The sequence below is a fragment of the Streptomyces sp. CA-249302 genome, assembly GCF_050936785.1.
In the GTDB taxonomy this organism is placed as follows: domain Bacteria; phylum Actinomycetota; class Actinomycetes; order Streptomycetales; family Streptomycetaceae; genus Streptomyces.
On record NZ_JBNJMG010000001.1, the window covers coordinates 3,185,515 to 3,201,825 of the forward strand.

The 16,311-nt window shown below is 66.1% G+C and carries 7 protein-coding genes, 2 other RNA genes and 2 pseudogenes; 3 read left to right on the forward strand and 8 right to left on the reverse strand.

The features are described from left to right. Window positions 1-273 precede the first annotated feature (273 nt). From ACQEWB_RS14315 to ACQEWB_RS14330, 4 genes are all read right to left on the reverse strand, one after another. Window positions 274-2,937, reverse strand: coding sequence for an RNaseH domain-containing protein (locus tag ACQEWB_RS14315; RefSeq protein WP_432830785.1), 2,664 nt, complete (start codon window positions 2,935-2,937; stop codon window positions 274-276). Between the two features lie 23 nt (window positions 2,938-2,960). Continuing rightward, complete coding sequence (locus ACQEWB_RS14320) at window positions 2,961-6,227, reverse strand: hypothetical protein (RefSeq protein WP_432830787.1); 3,267 nt, start codon at window positions 6,225-6,227, stop codon at window positions 2,961-2,963. Next, on the reverse strand, window positions 6,218-7,510 hold the full coding sequence (locus tag ACQEWB_RS14325; RefSeq protein WP_432830789.1) for a hypothetical protein: 1,293 nt from the start codon (window positions 7,508-7,510) through the stop codon (window positions 6,218-6,220). The genes ACQEWB_RS14320 and ACQEWB_RS14325 overlap by 10 nt, the downstream gene beginning before the upstream one ends. A 65-nt stretch (window positions 7,511-7,575) precedes the next feature. Continuing rightward, window positions 7,576-8,316, reverse strand: coding sequence for a hypothetical protein (locus ACQEWB_RS14330; protein ID WP_432830791.1), 741 nt, complete (start codon window positions 8,314-8,316; stop codon window positions 7,576-7,578). 518 nt (window positions 8,317-8,834) lie between these two features. On the opposite strand from ACQEWB_RS14330, the gene ACQEWB_RS14335 reads away from it, so the two are divergent. The 3 genes and pseudogenes from ACQEWB_RS14335 (at window position 8,835) to dnaG (ending at window position 11,871) form a co-directional block, all read left to right on the forward strand. Further along, the gene (locus ACQEWB_RS14335) at window positions 8,835-9,188 is read left to right on the forward strand and encodes an effector-associated constant component EACC1 (RefSeq protein ID WP_432830793.1); all 354 of its coding nucleotides are present in this window, start codon (window positions 8,835-8,837) and stop codon (window positions 9,186-9,188) included. 37 nt (window positions 9,189-9,225) lie between these two features. Continuing rightward, window positions 9,226-9,840 (forward strand): annotated as a pseudogene (locus ACQEWB_RS14340) (caspase family protein); the annotation flags it as partial. Between the two features lie 183 nt (window positions 9,841-10,023). Further along, entirely contained in the window at window positions 10,024-11,871 is a 1,848-nt protein-coding gene (gene dnaG / locus ACQEWB_RS14345; protein ID WP_432843809.1) for a DNA primase, read from the forward strand. Window positions 11,872-12,185: 314 nt separating this feature from the next. On the opposite strand, the gene rnpB (ACQEWB_RS14350) is transcribed toward dnaG, so the two are convergent. From rnpB (ACQEWB_RS14350) to ACQEWB_RS14365, 4 genes and pseudogenes are all read right to left on the reverse strand, one after another. Further along, window positions 12,186-12,587: RNase P RNA component class A (gene rnpB / locus ACQEWB_RS14350), an RNA gene on the reverse strand. Between the two features lie 52 nt (window positions 12,588-12,639). Next, complete coding sequence (locus ACQEWB_RS14355) at window positions 12,640-14,598, reverse strand: zinc-ribbon domain-containing protein (RefSeq protein WP_432830795.1); 1,959 nt, start codon at window positions 14,596-14,598, stop codon at window positions 12,640-12,642. Between the two features lie 398 nt (window positions 14,599-14,996). After that, window positions 14,997-15,412, reverse strand: an RNA gene (rnpB, locus tag ACQEWB_RS14360) — RNase P RNA component class A. Window positions 15,413-15,527: 115 nt separating this feature from the next. Beyond that, window positions 15,528-16,310 (reverse strand): annotated as a pseudogene (locus ACQEWB_RS14365) (DMT family transporter); the annotation flags it as partial. Between the last annotated feature and the right edge of the window lies 1 nt (window position 16,311).

A 16,311-nucleotide genomic window follows, 5' to 3' on the forward strand; every position in this document is an offset into this window, starting at 1 on the left:
CCCGTGAGACCTGCGCTGGGTTCCGAAAGGGGACTTGACCACGCTCGTCCCCAGCACGAGGTGATCGTGGTTTGCCTCAGAGTCCGAACCTGGGCACGGCCGAGCTGGAGGAAGGCTTCTCCCGCGCCATGCACGGTGTCGGCCACCTCGGGAGGGGTGACCTGGACGTGCGTATCTGTCTGGCGACCGACTTGGAGAAGGCAGGCGCACTGATCCGGCGGGCCTTCGAGGCAGCATGGCGTGCAAGGCCACGGCCGACTCGTACCGAAAAAGCTACTCGTCCTCGCTGTTCGTCACGTCGTCGAGATCCTCGGGCGTGATGGTGCGTCGGTACTGCGGGTGGTCCTTGTCCATCTGCAGGGCCGCGTGGAGGGGGATCGGGTAGCGGGTGCGGTGCTTCCAAGCGAGTGCCTGGTGGCAGAGCCTGGCGGTCACCATCATCAGTTCTCGGCGATCGTCAGAGTTCACGGCGATCGGGAAGATCTCGGTGGCGGTCATGGCGTAGTAGTTCGCCTTGATCTCGTTCTTCCCCTTGTTCCACGGCAGTGCGCCATAACGGGTCTTCTTCGAGCCCTGTCTGCCAGCGCCGTTGCCGTCGAACTGGTGGGTGGTGTTGACCAGCAGCCAGGTGCACTGCTTGCCGAGATCCGGATCCGGGTCGATCCGGAAGACCTGCGTGGTGCGTTCCTTGGTCTTGATCTCGCTGTCGTCCTCGTCCGTGATGGTCACCTGCACCGGACGGGGGACCTCCTCATCGGTGGTGTTGAGGCGGATCACGGCGATCGGCCGGTACTTGGGAGCGATCGTGGAGCCCGGGAGCCAGGTCGTGTTGGGCTCGGGTGGCTGGCCCTGGGTCCTGTTGTTCAGGCCCTTCCACAACCGCCGGCAGGCCACGCCGTCCACCGTGACCGTGTACGGGGTGCCACCCAGGTAGTCGGCGAGGTCTTCCAGCGCCTGGTCGATGACCTTGGCGGTGCTGGAGTAGCCGGCGAAGTTGTCCGTGAATTCTGTCATCTTCCCGGCCGGGTAGTCGGCGGCGTGGAAGGCGGCTTCGGCCAGGTGGTAAGGCCTCCAGGTGCGGTCGGTGTACGACCATCCGTGGAGTGTCCACGCGCCGTCTGGCACGGTGGGGGGTTTGAGGACGCTCGCGGAGACGGAGATACGGGCGTCCCTCTCGCCCGGCCGGCGTGACTGCCTGCGGACATGAACGCCGCAGTGCGCTACGCCGTCAGCGGGGAGCTCACCGATGGGCTTGGTCAGGACACGGGAGATCCGCCGGTCGATGAACCCGAGATTGCGGTAGAGGTCCATGAGGCAGGACAGGCTCTGGTGGTCCATGCCGGTGGACTTGTCAATGCCGGTCTGGACGGCCCTGTCGATGTACTGGACGACCAGGTCCATTTTGGCCAGGAGGCGGTGGGTCTGGTGCTTGGCGTCTTCGCTGTCCTTCGGCCTCTGCGGGGAGCCTTTCTTCCCGTCGCCGTACTCGGTTTCCGCCCACACACCGACAATCTCCCCCGATGCTGCCTTCAAAGAGACCAAGTCGGCCGCGTGCGCGGACCGGCCGGCTGCGGGCCCGTGCTGGAGGAATTCGGGAACGTGGTGGAAGGCGACGCTGGCCCGGGTGCCGTGCAGCGGGACGCTCTTGCCTTCGGCGGGGTTGAGGCTGGCGGGGTCGAGTCCGTAGGCGCGGGCGAGTGCGTTGATCATCCGCTGACGGATTTCGTCGGTCGCCCACAGGCACACGATGCGCAGCTGTTTGAGCCCCATGGCGTCCAGGGAGCGGGTAACGTCCAGCGGCTCCATGAGGACTTCGTCCTTCTTGGCCTGCTTGAAGTTGCCTCCCTCGAAGAAGCCATACAGTGGTTCGCAGTTGTCGCCGAGGGTGGTCTGGACGTGGTCGTACAGTCCTCGGTAGTAATCCATGCCGACACCCGAGCCGACGGGGAAGTAGAAGTTCTTGGCCATGATGGGCCGCACGGTGCCCAGTGGCTGCGGGGCGGGCCTCTCCTCACCGTTCTCCTGGGCTTGCTGGCGGGCCAGCCTGTCGGCCTGGACCTGCCGGTCGACCTCGTGGAGGACTGAGCGGCCCATGCCGAGCCGGGAGAGGGCTTGGAGGGCGAGCCTGTTGACGTTGCGCATACGTCCCCGGCCATCGAGTTCGACCTCGACCAGAGGCCGGTCGGCGCGGTCTTGCTCGGCGAGGACGGTGCGGGCGAAGTCCATAGAGCTGCTGATACGGGTCGCCGAGGCGGAGACGAGGATCAGGGGGTCCTTCACGTTGGGCTCGGTCTTCATCCGCATCCGGATCCGCGGCAGGGCGAATCGGGTTCCGCTCTCGTCCGGCCACGGGTCGTCCCATGCGACAAGGCCGCCCGCTGTGTCGGGGCGGAGCCGGACGGACAGGCCGTCGATCGCCCAGGGTTCGGCCGCGACCCGACGGGCGAGGTCCCAGGCGACAGTCTCGTAAACCCAATTGGGGGCGTCCGGCTGTCTGCTCGGCGAGGGCCGCAGGTAGTCGGCCAGCGCGCGCTGTTCTTGGGGGGTGGAGGCGAACTTCTCCGCGATGCTGACGGGCTGGTTCAGATCGATGTCATCGATGTCTTCGCCTGTCGCCAGCCCGTACAGCAGGGTGAAGACGTCGCGGACCGTGTCATCGTCGATGGGGTCCCGGCTGGCCAGGACGGCTCGTTTGGCGTCGAGCCAGACGTACCCGCCGGTGAGGGCGCGAAGGGCCGTCGTCGCGACGGAGTGTGGGGCCTGGATCTCGTCCCGCCCTGCCCGTCGACGGTAGGCGTTGTCGAAGATGTTCCACAGCTTGACGCCAGCCGGGCCGCAGTCGCGGACGTGGACGGAAGCGTCCGAGAGGAGGCTGCGTGTGCCCCGGACGGCGAGGAGATCGAGACGCTGGGTCGCCTTGGGCGTGCGGGAGGACATGGGGACGGCTTCTCCTTCGGAGGTCATGCGGCCGGGTCGATTCCGGCGTAGGCAAGGAAGGCCGCGAGGGCTTCGCGGTAGATGTCGTTCATGCGGCGGCGTTCGTCCTCGTCCCAGTTGGCGTGCATCCGCTTGAGGATGCTGGCGAGGTCGGCCTGCCAGGAGTCGCGGTGGAAGGCGTAGTCCACGAGGTGAAGGGTCATGTCCGTTCCACCGCGTCGTGCTCGTCCGGCGAGTTGGATCATGTCCACGACCATGCCTGCGACGATCTCCTCCTGCAGGACCTTGTGGGTCGACCCGAAGCCGGGCGCGGAGCGCATGATCAGGCTGAGACGTCTCCACGCCTCGGTGCGTGCCGCTGTGAGAGCGGCGACCGGGTCGTCGCTGGGCTCCTTCGGCAGGCTGTTGAGGCCGGCGGCGTTGACCGAGGCGTACATCTCCGGAGGATCGCTCAAGAGTGCCAGGGGGCGGGTGCACAGGTAGACGGGGGTGATCGCTGACTTGGTGCCGATGACGATGTTCAGGCCCCGGGCGATGCGCGCCATGGGGACGACGAGGATCTTTCCCTTGGTGGGGAAGGTCTCGAACTCCTCGGGTGTCAGCTCGACGATGCCGGCGGGCAGCGGCGGCAGGTCGCTGCGGCGCTCCTTGTCCGGTGGGACGGCGACGCACAGGCCGCCGGTGTAGTTGCCGGAGTTGTAAATGCCCAGGGCGATGTAGCGGCAGTGCAGGTAGGAGTTGACCACCACGGCGGCGTGGGCGCGGTCCTTGTCTTCCTTCTCCAAGCGTTCGAGCTCGGGGTGGATGCGGGTGTCGTACAGGCTCTCGCCGAGCGCCTTGAGGGCGGCGGCCTTGAGGTTCTGTGGGAGCCCGGAGATCTGGATGGGGTTGTTGAGGGAGTCGGTGATGGTGTGCTTCTTCGCGCGGATGCTGTCCGGCGCGGCGTCGGTCATCCACCACTTCACAGTGCTGTGAATGTGCTCGCGGACGGCCTGCGGGAAGTACGCGGTCGCCGACAGGCCCATGACGGGCCGCTCCACGCCTGCGAGAGCGAGGGAGACGATGCTTCCCAGCTGGGCGGTGTAGGTGTGCGGATCTCCGGTGATGCTCTGGGAGGTGAGCTCGCCGGTCTTGGCCGGGTCGTCCATGCCGGTGATGCGGTAGCCGAACAGGGCGCGGCCGAGCGTGCCGAACGGAAGGATGTTGGCTCCGATGCCTCGTTCGAGGCGTTCGGCGAGGGCGCGGGCCGAGGCAAGACCGCTGGAGCGAAGTTGGGCCGTCTTGCCGGTGAGGTCGTTGAGGGTGTCGTCCAGCTCGGAAAGCCACGTGCGCACGATGAGCAGTTCGACGGCCTCGGCGCGGTCGTGCTCGTTCTTGACGATGTCTCTGAGGAGGTCGTCCAGGCAATGTTGGGCGTGGGTGAGCAGATCGGTACCGCGGTGGCCGAGAAGGTCGCCGAGGACGCCGCGGACTTCCCGGTAGTGGTCTTCCAGTTCCACGGTGCTGAGCGAGTCGTCGAGCGGGTCGTGGCCGGGCTTGGGCGGTCTGAGCGCGTTGAGCTTGTCGAACAGCTCCTGCGGGATCTCGTGTTCGCTGGTGATGCCTGATTCGGGAAACAGCAGGTGGATCAGGCGGCGGTCCCGGCCTCCGGAGATGTGCCATCCCGTGCTGTTCATACCCGCCCGGTCACCGACGGGGCCGCCGTCGCCCTCGTAGTGCCGCAGGTGGAGCTGACCTTCGCAGACGGCGGCCAGCAGGAACTCGGTGAGGTAGCGGGCGTAGGTGACCGGCGGGACGAGTTCCTTGACCGTGGCGGGCGGCTGTTTGCCCAGCTCGTCGTGGAGCTGCTGGAGCGGGATCTTCTTGTCGAGGCGCGAGTCCAGGACCAGCTCGCTGGAGCACTTCCCGATGGCCGTGGACTGGAACTGGTCGATCTCGTCGATGAGGGTGGCGTGGCAGCGGCGCAGCAGGAACTCGGCCACGCTCAGGCCGTCGGTGGGCCGGCCGTCGAGGTCGATGCCGATGGGCATCCGGCCCATCATGAAGTTGTGGTGGTTGGTCACCACGACGGAGGCGGTGCACGCGTTGTGGTGTTGCAGGTACTTCCCGCACACCGGAACGAACGGGCAGCGTCGGGTTCCCTTGGCTGGGGGCAGCGGATAGAGGCTCATGCAGGATTCCGAGCCGGCCGGGTAGGGGTGCGTGGATTCGGTGAAGCGGTTCAGCGAGCAGCCGTAGGAGAGCTGGCTGATCTTCCACCGGGTCTTGTCCGACTGCTCGGCGATCGAGCCCTCGATGCGGGAGGCGACCTTCATAGCCCGCTCGTGCAGCCCATACGGTGACATCAGGGGCGTGCACGTCTCGGGGTGGCCGAGGAATGCGAGATCCTGGCTGATGTCCCACGCTGCCGCGAGTGTCGCCTCCACGGTGGGCAGGACGATCGCGAGGGTCAGTTTGTTAATGGCGAACCACGACGCCATGACGCGGACGAGGACGCTCTTCCCGGTACCGGTGGGGGCGTTGAAGACCTCGGTGGCACCGGCGCAGAGGCGGATCATCTCCTTCGGAGAGATCGTGTCCGTGGTGTTGAGCTGGCCAAAGAGCGCCTTGAGGACTTGGTGCAGGTGCCGGCCTTCGGGCTTGAGTCGCTGATCCAGCTGCCGGGCGAGGTCAAGAAGGCCGCTGGTAGGGATCTCGACGTTCGGTGTGTGGGCGGCGGTGTACACCTGCGGCGGGCTCTGGCGCGGATCAGTTCCGGAGCTGCCCGCGAACGTGGGGAGGAGGGCGCGGCCCTGGATCTCCCCGATGCCCCCGGCGTAGAGCTTGCGGGTCATCCACACCCCGGCCCCGGCGGGCGATGCAGGCTTGGAGCGGGGGTGATCCTTGTGGACCCGTTCCAGGGTGCGGTCCACATAGCCCAGGAGATGGTCTCCGACCCGGGGTGAGGCCGCTTCCGCCACGGACGGTTTACCGACTGGAACGAACTGAGGGGCCTGCCCGGCAGGAGGCGTTGCCAGTCTTTTGCGGGCGGCCTGTGTGAAGGCCGGCGCGCTGGCGAACTCACCCGGAGCGTTGACGAGAACGTCGGCAAGGCGTTGCTTCTCGCCGTGCGGGAGGCTCGCCCAGGCTGACCACTTGTCGTACTGGCCGGACAGGAGGAACGCGGCGTGCCTGAACCTGGCGGTGGGCTGTCCGTGCTCGTCGGGCGGGCCGGGGAAATAGTGGGCGGCGAGCGCCAGCGCGCAGAAGACCGCCGCGTCGTCCTTGCGGAGCTTGCTTGTCAGGCCCATCGGACTCCCGCCCTCCTGCAGATCTTCTCGCCCATGTCACCCGCGGTGGCCACGTTCAGGCCGAACTCCTCGCACACCCCGCGCAGCAGGGAAAGAGAGGCTTCGCGGTGGTCGGGGACGACAATCCACTCTGCGCCACCCGCGTCGCCGCCGTCGGCCTGGATCTTCTTCGCCAGCAGCTTCTCCGAGGTGAAGTCCTTGATGTCGAGCAGGAAGGACTCCGTCTCGTCGTCGCGGTGCCACACGTCCACGTGCAGGTCATAGGCATCCTGGTAGGGCCACACGGTGATGGCGCCGGGACAGTCGGCCCCGACGCCCAGGGCGTCGGGGCTCATGTAGGGCTCAGGGGTGGCAACGAAACCGCGTGAGCGCAGCGCGTCGTACAAGGCGATCTCGACGAGGCCGGGAACGGTGGTGTAACGCCACGGTCCACGCGTCAGCGCGAGATACCCAGCGGCCGGCAACGGCTGCGGCACGGGCCCTCGCAGGTCGGGGGCGAGAACGGACGCCGCTCCGGTGGGGGCCGGGGGCGGAGCGCCGGGGATCAGCGACGGCGGCTTCCCGGCATCAGGGATCTTGAAAGTGAAGGAGGCCCCCATCAGCTCCGCGTGCGGCCGGTAGAAGCAGCGGACCCTGCCAGTGACCGATTTGCGGGAACGGTGTTGGGTGACCTTCATCGGCCAGCGGCACACGGGGCAGGCGAACCACCACTGCTCATACAGCGCAGCGAAGCTGATGGGTCGGTAGAACTGACCGACGACGCTGGGGAGGTTCAGCCGCCGCACCGCCGTCTCGCTCCCGGCCGGCATACGAGACAGGTCGGAACGGCCCTTGACGTAGGCCTCTTGGGTCCCGCGTTTCCTCAGGCCCAGGAAGACGGTGACCTGATCCATCTCCTGTTCGAGTTCCGCGAGGGAAGTGGACCGGCCGTCCCGGGTTGCTTTTTGGACGGCTCGCGCGACCTCTCTCTGTTCATGGTCCAGGTCGAACAGGTCCTCTTCGAACAGGCCGTCGTCATTGATGAGTTGGACGCCGGTCATCTCCTCCGGCGGCACCCCAGCAGGGAGGAGGAGTGCGAGGTCGCCGGTCAGCATCTGCAGGAAGGTGTCGAAGGGGAGCGGCTGGCCGGGTCCACGGGCGGCGAGGACCTCCCCGTGGCCTTCCATCAGAGTGCGAAGGCGGCCTTCGGGAGACTGCTCGGTGTTCGTGAAGGCCTCGGCCGACATGGCCGCCGCCCGCATCACCATCTGCCGGATTACGTCATGACTGATCGGCTCGGTCATGGAAGTGAGCATCACGCTCGGCAACATAGACGAGGGGTCTGACAATCGAGCGGTAATCGGGGCCGTTACAGCGAATCCGGGACGTTTACCTGGACGTTTGGGTACGCAGTCTGATAGGCAACGCGGTACGCGTTGATGTGCCGCCTTCCAGCCTCGGTGATCCGCCACCGGTACTCCAGGACGAACGTCCCTCGCCCCTTCTCGGTACGAACGGCGAAACAATCGATGTACCCCCGACTCGGCTCGCCGTTGGGGCGGTAATCGGTACCGAGGTAGTACTTGGCCTTGCCTCCCATCACGTCTTCGGGCAGCCCGTCTGGACCGGCGGCGGCGACCCTTGCCAGATTGCCCCACAGCCACTCCGACAGCAGGTGCTTGGGACGGCGCGGCGCAGGGGCGATACCTAGTCCGGCACGGGCACATGCCCGGCCCGCACGGGTCAGTTCCACCAGGACGCGCGTGACGAGACCGACTTCCGGAACGTCGATCCGGTCTTCAGTGATCCTCAGAAGTCCTCTGCGGGCGAGAGCGTGCAGGGTGGCCCCGGCTCCGGCGTCAAGGCGGCCCTCGTCGCAGAGGCGTCTCTGAATCGTGGTGTACTCCGCGAACGGAAGCTCGGCTTTGATCGAGAACGGCAGCTTGCGCCATACGGAGGCCGGCCCTGGCTCCTGATAAGTGGACCTCGCCGCCCTGGCTCGGCGCTCCGCTTCCTGGTCCTCACGAAAGCAGGCGAGCAAGTAGCTACGCTGACGGCTATTCAGACCATCCCACATCGCGTCGGCCTTCTTCCGCAGGGTGCGTCGCATGCAGAGCCATCGTCCGGCGACCACCTCAGTGGCTGGCAGCGCCCAGGCGATGTTCATATGTCCCAGAGCCATGCCGAAATCAACCGCCCCCGCGCCGCCTTTCGGGCCGCACGGGGCGGCGTAGCAGCATGCCAATCAGGCTACGGCAGCCCAGTGACAGCCCTCGGGCATCGGCACCCGCGAGACGCTGCTCAAGCAAGTGAATGAGCCGGTCCGGGATCGCCGAAGCCTCCACCAGACCCCCAGCGGCTCAGTGCGCGCGTCACGCAGGGGGTACCCGCTGAGTTGGGGACAACGCGGAGTGCCGCCCTGCCGACGGCTCCTCGCTGACGGAACAGCTCCTTCTTTGGGCCGAGAACCGGTCGTCCGCTGGCCACCTACGCGACACCGGCCTCTTCGGTGCCCGGCGCCAACGACGATTCCTCCGGCATACCTGGCTGTCTGTGACCGTTAAAGTGGCTCTGCGGACGTGGGCTCAGCGCGAAAAGATCGGAAAGTAGCCTAGGGGGCACAGCCGAGTGGAACTTGAGATACGCCTGGGTGAGGGCACCTCCGATGCAGAGGTCGCGTCACTCCTTGAGTGGCTGCGCCGTGAGCGTGATCTTCAGGGTCGGGTGAGGGCCCAGCGCCGGGCGCCGAAGCCCGAGGAACTCGGAGGCTCGTTCGAGTTGATCAGTGTGGCCGTCGGTTCTGGCGGCATCGCCACGGCCTTCGTCACGTCGCTCGGGTCCTGGCTGAGCAGCAGGCGCACCGAGCAGAGCGTCACAGTGACCCTCGATGGGAAGTCCGTTCAAATTGTCCGCAACGGCGCAGACGTCATAGACGAGGCCGAGCTGCTGCGGCTCATCAAGCAGACTCTCGATGAGCAATAAGACTGGCACCGGCAGGCTCGAACAATGCGCTGTCTTGATGGGCATGTCGCACTACCGCGACAAGCGGCTCACCCCGGTACCCGCAGCAGCCAACAGCCTTCGGCAGATGCATCAACTGCTGACGGATCCAGCACTCTGCGGCTGGCTCCCTGAGCAAGTGACAGTGATCGACAACCCTGCTCATGGACCAGAAGTCGCAGTTCTGCTGAGCCAACTCGCGGCACGGACCGACGGCACCTTCCTGTTCTACTTCGTCGGCCACGGCATGCTGTCCGAGCGTGCCAAGCTGTACCTACCCTTGACTAGGACTGATACGGATCATGTCCATCTGACCGGGATGCCCTTCTCGCATGTTCGCGATGCCCTGCTGGGCAGCCCCGCCCGGGTGAAGATCTCGATCCTCGACTGCTGCCATTCCGGCAGGGCAGTCCAAGCTCTTTCCCCAGCAGGAAAGAACCTGGCGCTGGCAGCCGATGTCCGCGGGACCTACACATGGACGGCCGCAGACGGCCCCGCGCATGTCGTACCCCTCGAGCAACAGGCCAACGCCTGCACTTCCTTCACCGGCGAGCTGATCAGCCTCGTGCGCGAAGGGATACCAAACGGGCCGACGCTCCTGACGCTTGACCATCTGTACGAGCCGCTACGCCAACGGATGCTGGCCCGCAACCTTCCACAGCCAAACCGCGTGGTCGACGACACCGCCAGCAGCGCGCCCTTCACACGGAACGCGTGGAGCAACACCAGCCACACCACCTCCGCGCCGAGTGGACGGACAAGCCAGGCGAGCCCTCACGCGCCCACCCGGCCGTCTTCCCGTCCCGAGCCACAACGCATCATAGACAGAAGGGACCTTGCAGCCCTGAAGGCGGCGGTGCCGCTGAACGACGTCATCTCTGCATACGTACCGCTCCGCAAGGCCGGGCGCGAGTTCCGGGGAACTTGCCCGTTCTGCGGCGACGAGAGCGGTCAATTCTCCGTGAACAGCAACAAGGGTGTGTACCACTGCTTCGAGTGTTCGGCCGGAGGTGACGCTCTCACATTCATCAGGCAGATGGAACGCCTGTCCTTCGGAGAGGCCGTGGACCGTCTTGCCGCACAGGGCGGAATCACCCTGCGCGCAGGCGCAGGCCACCATGACCGCCAGCACGTTGAGCGGATCCGCCTCGTGGATGCACACAGCGCCGCCGCGGAGTTCTACTCCACGGAACTCAACACCAGCACTGAGGCCGAGATAGGCCGCAAGTTCTTGGCGGAGCACGGCTTCGACCAGGCCGCCGCGGCACGCTTCGGCGTCGGCTACAGCCGCCAGGGCTGGGACCACCTCACCCGCTATCTGCGTGGTAGAGGCTTCACCGATAAGGAACTCCTGCTGTCCGGCCTCGTCCAGGAGGGGCGCCACGGCCTTGTCGACCGCTTCCGCGGCCGTCTGATGTGGCCTATCCGCAACATCGGCGGCGAAGCCGTCGGCTTCGCCGCCCGCAGGTTGTACGAGGCGGATACGGGCCCCAAGTACATCAACACGCCCGAAACGCCGATCTACAAGAAATCCCAGGTTCTGTTCGGTGTCGACCTCGCGAAGAAGAGTATCGCCAGGACGAACCGTGCCGTGGTCGTCGAGGACTACGCCGACGTCATGGCCTTCTACTTGGCCGGCATTACCACGGCCGTCTCCACCTGTGGCACAGCCTTCGGCAGCGACCACATCGCCGTCCTACGGCGTCTCCTCAAAGACAACGGGAGCTCACAGACCATCTTCATCGTCGACAACGATGACCTCGGCCGTCGGGCTGCTCTGCGTGCCCTCGACGATTATCACAAGGCCTCTGGAGAGTCTTACATCGCCGTCACCGCAGGCGGTCCCAGTGAATTGCGACTGGCTAAAGGGGATGCTGCCGTCGCGGACCTTGCCGAACCACGCGCTCATTTCTTCGAATTCCTCATGGACCAGATCATCGCGGGCTACGATCTGAAAACCCCCGCTGGGCAACGGTCCGCGCTGGAAGAGGCTGCTCCCGTCTTCGCTCGCATCAGGGAGCACGGCGCCCTCGTTGAGGTTGCCGTGCAACTCGCCGGGAAGCTCGGCGACCTCGACACGGACCTGGTTGTTAGGCGCGTAAAGCTGCTAGCCCGTGAGACCCGTGGCAACGTCGGTCAGGCCGATGCGGAGCGGCGTCCGCCGCATACGACGAAGCCGACCCTCAATCTCCGCGACCCGGTACACCTCACCGAACGTGAACTGCTGAAGGTCGCCTTGCAACGGCCCGATTTGATCTCGCCAGCATTCGACGCTTACGGCATCGACGAATTCACGGCTCCGCCCTACGCTGCTGTACGCCGCGCAATCATGGAAGCGGGCGGCGCTGAGTACGGCGTCCAGGCCCCCCAACAGTACCTCGCCTTGGTACTCCAATCCGCTCCCGACGAAGCCATCCGCGCCACGGTCACCGAGCTGGCCACCGAGCCCATCATGCGCAAGAACGTCGACGAGGCCTACGCAGGCGAGCAGCTCGTCGTTGTCAGGCGGCATTCCGTCGACCGGCGGATGCAGGACCTCCTGAGCGCCCTTTCCCGTGAGAGTGTTTCGGAGGAGCCCTCCCACTCGACCGCCCTGCAGAACGAACTGTGGACATTGCAGCAGTACGAGATGGCCCTGCGGCAACGAGGCGTAGAAGCCCTGTGATAGTCACTTGCTCCCGCGGTACTGCGGGATGATCAACATCGCGATCGCCAAGGGCGACACCGGCGAAGACCATGCGACGGGAGGTCGCACCGATCACGATGTCCGGCAGAGACGGTGAGAGGTTCAGCCGCGCATAGAACACCGTGAGTCCAGAAATCAGCGTCAGACGCAGATCGGCGCAGGAAAACCATCCCGATAACGCCGCACGGATGGAATTGTCCGCTACGCCAGAAGTAGCTATTCACTTCCGAAGTAGACGGCGCCCCAGATCTGAATCCCGCAAATATCCTGCGGCCTGCAAGAACGTAAAACGACAGACGAGTCAGGCTGTACGCCGGATTTTGTCACCCGGTCGCCTCGCGGCGGCCGGGGAGACGGCCATCCATCTAGGGCCAACGTTGCCGCTGGCCTCGTGCGGTCTACCCGCGGACTCGGGCGGGCAGCCCTCAAACGTCCGCGCAGAGCACGTTTTACGGCGCTCCTTTTGACCTTGCTCCGGGTGGGGTTTACCTAGCTGCCCAGGTCACCCTGGGCACTGGTGGTCTCTTACACCACCGTTTCACCCTTACCCGGCGCCTGAGCGCCGGGCGGTCTGTTTTCTGTGGCACTGTCCCGCGGGTCACCCCGGGTGGCCGTTAGCCACCACCCTGCCCTGTGGAGTCCGGACGTTCCTCGGGAAGCCCCTGGGGGCTCCACGCGGCCGTCCGCCCGGCTCGTCTGCCGTGTCGACCATGTTAGCCGACCATGCGCGGCTCCTTGTTTCTTCGCTCATCGACCGACGAGCGGATCCGGCGTCGCCTTGATCTGCGGCCCAGCCGCAAGCTCCTTCGTGGAGTAGCCGAGCCAGAGCTCTCCGGTCACTCTGCCCCTCGCGCCCAGCTGACGCCCTGCGGAGACTGCCCACTCGCGAACGCGTGCCTCGTCGAGCAGCCCGTCCGGGCCGAGCAGGTCGTCGCGCCCGGCTCGGTCGAGCCGGAAGGAAGCCGTCACCTGGTCCGGGACCCGTCCGCTGCCACCGATGGCTATCGCCCGCTGCTGAGCCCAGGTCCGGACGGCGTGCGTCTCAGCCTTGGAGACAGCTGGTCGCGGACGCTGCCTGGCCTGTGTGGCCAGACATCCGCAACTGCGGGTGTTTCCGGAGGCGACCTGGGACTGGACAGCGGTGAAGATCTCGGGGTTGCCGCAATCGCACCGGTAGTCGCGGACGATCTCATCTGGTTTTTCCGGATTCCGGTAAGGGCCGGAAACGGCTGACAGCAGGCTGTCTGTGTGCGGAGCCGTCGGTGAGAGGCGGCGTGGTGTCGGCGGGCCCGCCTTCTTCGGCTTTCGGCGCGGAGGACGCAGCTCGCCCCATACTGCGGTGATGTAGGCATCGGCAGCGGCCTGGTGCCGGGCCGTGCCACCGGTGAGGTACGCGTCCAGGCCCGGCACACCCCAGGGAACGCGTGCCGAGAGGGCCGAGGCCACCGCGCCGGCCTGCTGATAGGCCGCGGCCCGTTCAGGTACCGCCACGATCAGAGCGTGGGGAGCCTCCATCTCTGGCAGATCGCCGATTCTGACGTGTATGAGCAGGTCCAGGAGCCCCGCTGCGACCAGTACCAGGCCCTTGTCGTTCTCGTACTGGCGGCGGTCCCGCTGTCTGGTCGAGTGGTGGAAGGCGCCGTCGTACTCGAGGCCTACACGGACACCGTGCGGCAGATGGAAGACGGCGTCGACCTCGACGTCCTTATAGCGCCAGTGGGCGGGCTTGTGCTCGGGCGTAACAGTGAGACGGTGCGAGGCGAAGTCGGGCGCACCGGCCGGCAGCCGTGGATCCCGGCTCTCCGGCGGTACGAGGTCGATGAGTCCCGCGAGTTCAGCAACCAGCCGGACCTGCTCCTTCGATATCCCAGAAGTCGAGCACTTGCCGCAGCCGGTGCCCTGGACACGATTGAGGACCGTGGCCTCCCAGCCGTGACCGTGACGGCATCGCCAAGACAGGGTCGCGTACACGCCCCGGTTGCCTGCTTCGGCAACATGCTTCCGCGAAATGTTGTGTTGGCTCGTCGGCAGCCGACGCGGGTCAAGATCCGGAGCATCCAGCTCGTCCGCGATTTCCGGGAACCAGGTGAACAGCGAGTTCGTATCGTCGATCACGTAACCCGCACACACCAGACAGCCGTCCCCCTGAAGCGCCCGCTCTTTGACCACCGCTTCGAAACAATGTTCAACCGGCTGCCACACTCCGGTACTTGGGTCGACCCCCCATGTCCGGCAGATCCACGGCACTCTCTCGTGTGAAGCGTGGGTAATGTCGCTCGCTGGTCTCTGTCCGCGGTACTGAGTAGCCAGCGTCGGAAGGTCCGCGAGCCGGGTCAATCGACGGCACTCGGGGCACCCTGCACCTTTCTGAATGCGGTCCTTGGGCCAGGCTGGCCACGGCTCATGGCCGAAGGCGAGGGGGCATTGCCACATGTACGGACTGACCTCGCCGCGTCTCTGGGCTGTCGCCGAGACGTTCTCGGGATGGACGAGGTTGTCTTGATGCCACAGTGCTGCGACCTCTGGGATGTCCGCCACGGTCACTTCTCCGCGACCACGAGTACGGTTGTCCCACCGGTCCATGACCGTGATCTTGTGCCGATTCCAGTAAGCGACGACCTCGGCCTGCCGGGCCCGGGCCACTGCGAGTTCCTTCTTGATCAGCTCACGGCGGGTCCCGTTGAAGTCTTCCCAGACAGACCGCATCTGTCGAAGCATCCGTAACCGGTCCTCGCGCCCACCGCTCCCGATGTCGAGGGGCGTCGGCCGAGGCGGCCAGGCGGCGAGTGCTGCTGCGTCACTCCCGGACGCGTCTGAACCTTGAGTTGCGATCACGGCTGAGGATACGAGCGAGGTCTGACAGAGCCGTACCGATGTCCAGATCACCCGCATTTAACCAAGCCGGACACCTCGGACGATATTTTTATATCGTCCGAGGTGTCCGGCTGCCGGGTGCTTTTCCGCTGGTCACAGCACTTTCGTTGTTTGGCGCCTCAGGCGGCGAACGACGCTCTGCGCTCGCACGGCGAAATTCGACCCGGATTCGACCCGGCCTGCCAATCTTGGCTTGCCGCATATGCTCTGACCTGGGCTTATGGCGGACGGGAACGATACTCGGATGTTACGCCGGGTTCTGTCACCCGGCCACCTCGCGGTGACCGGGGAGACGGCCATCCATCTAGGGCCGGTGTTGCCACCGGCCTCGTGCGGTCTACCCGGGGACTCGGGCGGGCAGCCCTCGAACGTCTCCGCAGAGCCGCCCCTCTTTCAAGAAGGCGGCTCCTTTTGACCTTGCTCCGGGTGGGGTTTACCTAGCTGCCCAGGTCACCCTGGGCACTGGTGGTCTCTTACACCACCGTTTCACCCTTACCCGGCGCCGAAGCACCGGGCGGTTTGTTTTCTGTGGCACTGTCCCGCGGGTCACCCCGGGTGGCCGTTAGCCACCACCCTGCCCTGTGGAGCCCGGACGTTCCTCGGGGAGTCCCTCAAGGGGATTCCACGCGGCCGTCCGCCCGGCTCGTCTGCCGTGTCGACCATGTTACCGGGCCCCCACCCTTCACCGGACCGGCCACCGTCGCCAGCACCGAGCCCGCCAGAATGAGGGTGAATGCCGCCGCGATGCCCCACGTCAGGTCCTCGCCCAGGAACAGCGCACCCGCCGCCACCGCCACCGCCGGGTTGACGTAGGTGAAGACCGTCGCTCGCGTCGGGCCGACCTCCTTGATCAGTTCCAGGAAGGCCACGAAGGCAAGGGCCGTGCAGATCGCGCCCAGTGCCAGCAGGGATACGAGTACCGACGTCGACGGCATCGAGGACGGCCAGGTCGTCGCCGCCGCCGGGGCGTACACCAGCGCCGCCAGCGTCAGGCAGGGGACTATGAGCTGCAGCGTCGGTACGTCCTTAAGCCAGCGGGACGCGATCAGTGGCGCCGTCGCGTAGCCCAGGACCGTCAGGAACACCTCCCCGAGGGAGCGCGCGTCGCCGCCCGTCAGGTGCGGGATCGTCAGGACGGCCACGCCCGCCAGGCCCAGCGCCAGCCCCGTCATCCGCCGTACGCCCAACTGCTCCGTGTTGCCGAAGGAGCGGGACAACACCACACCCACTATCGGCACGCCCGCGATCAGCAGGCCCGCCGTCGAGCTGGACAGGTGGCGCTCCGCATCCGTCAGCGTGAACCACGGGCCGATGATCTCGATGCACGCGAACGCCAGCATCGGCAGCCAGTGCGAGCGGATGGTCGTGAGCAGGCCGCCGCCTCGCACGGCGAAAGGCAGCAACAGTGCCGCTCCCAGCGCGCACCTGGTGAACACCACCATCGACGGGGAAAGGGGCGCGTCCACCGCCACCTTGATCATCAGGTAGGGGATGCCCCAGACCACTCCCATCAGGGAGAACAGGAACCAGCCGCGTGCAGTCATG

Excerpts from the sequence above, each read along its gene's own strand:
- ACQEWB_RS14330 (WP_432830791.1), bottom strand. The coding sequence starts at position 8,316 with ATGCGACGCACCCTGCGGAAGAAGGCCGACGCGATGTGGGATGGTCTG.
- ACQEWB_RS14355 (WP_432830795.1), bottom strand. The coding sequence starts at position 14,598 with ATGCGGTCTGTCTGGGAAGACTTCAACGGGACCCGCCGTGAGCTGATC.
- ACQEWB_RS14315 (WP_432830785.1), bottom strand. The coding sequence starts at position 2,937 with ATGTCCTCCCGCACGCCCAAGGCGACCCAGCGTCTCGATCTCCTCGCC.
- ACQEWB_RS14325 (WP_432830789.1), bottom strand. The coding sequence starts at position 7,510 with ATGACCGAGCCGATCAGTCATGACGTAATCCGGCAGATGGTGATGCGG.
- ACQEWB_RS14320 (WP_432830787.1), bottom strand. The coding sequence starts at position 6,227 with ATGGGCCTGACAAGCAAGCTCCGCAAGGACGACGCGGCGGTCTTCTGC.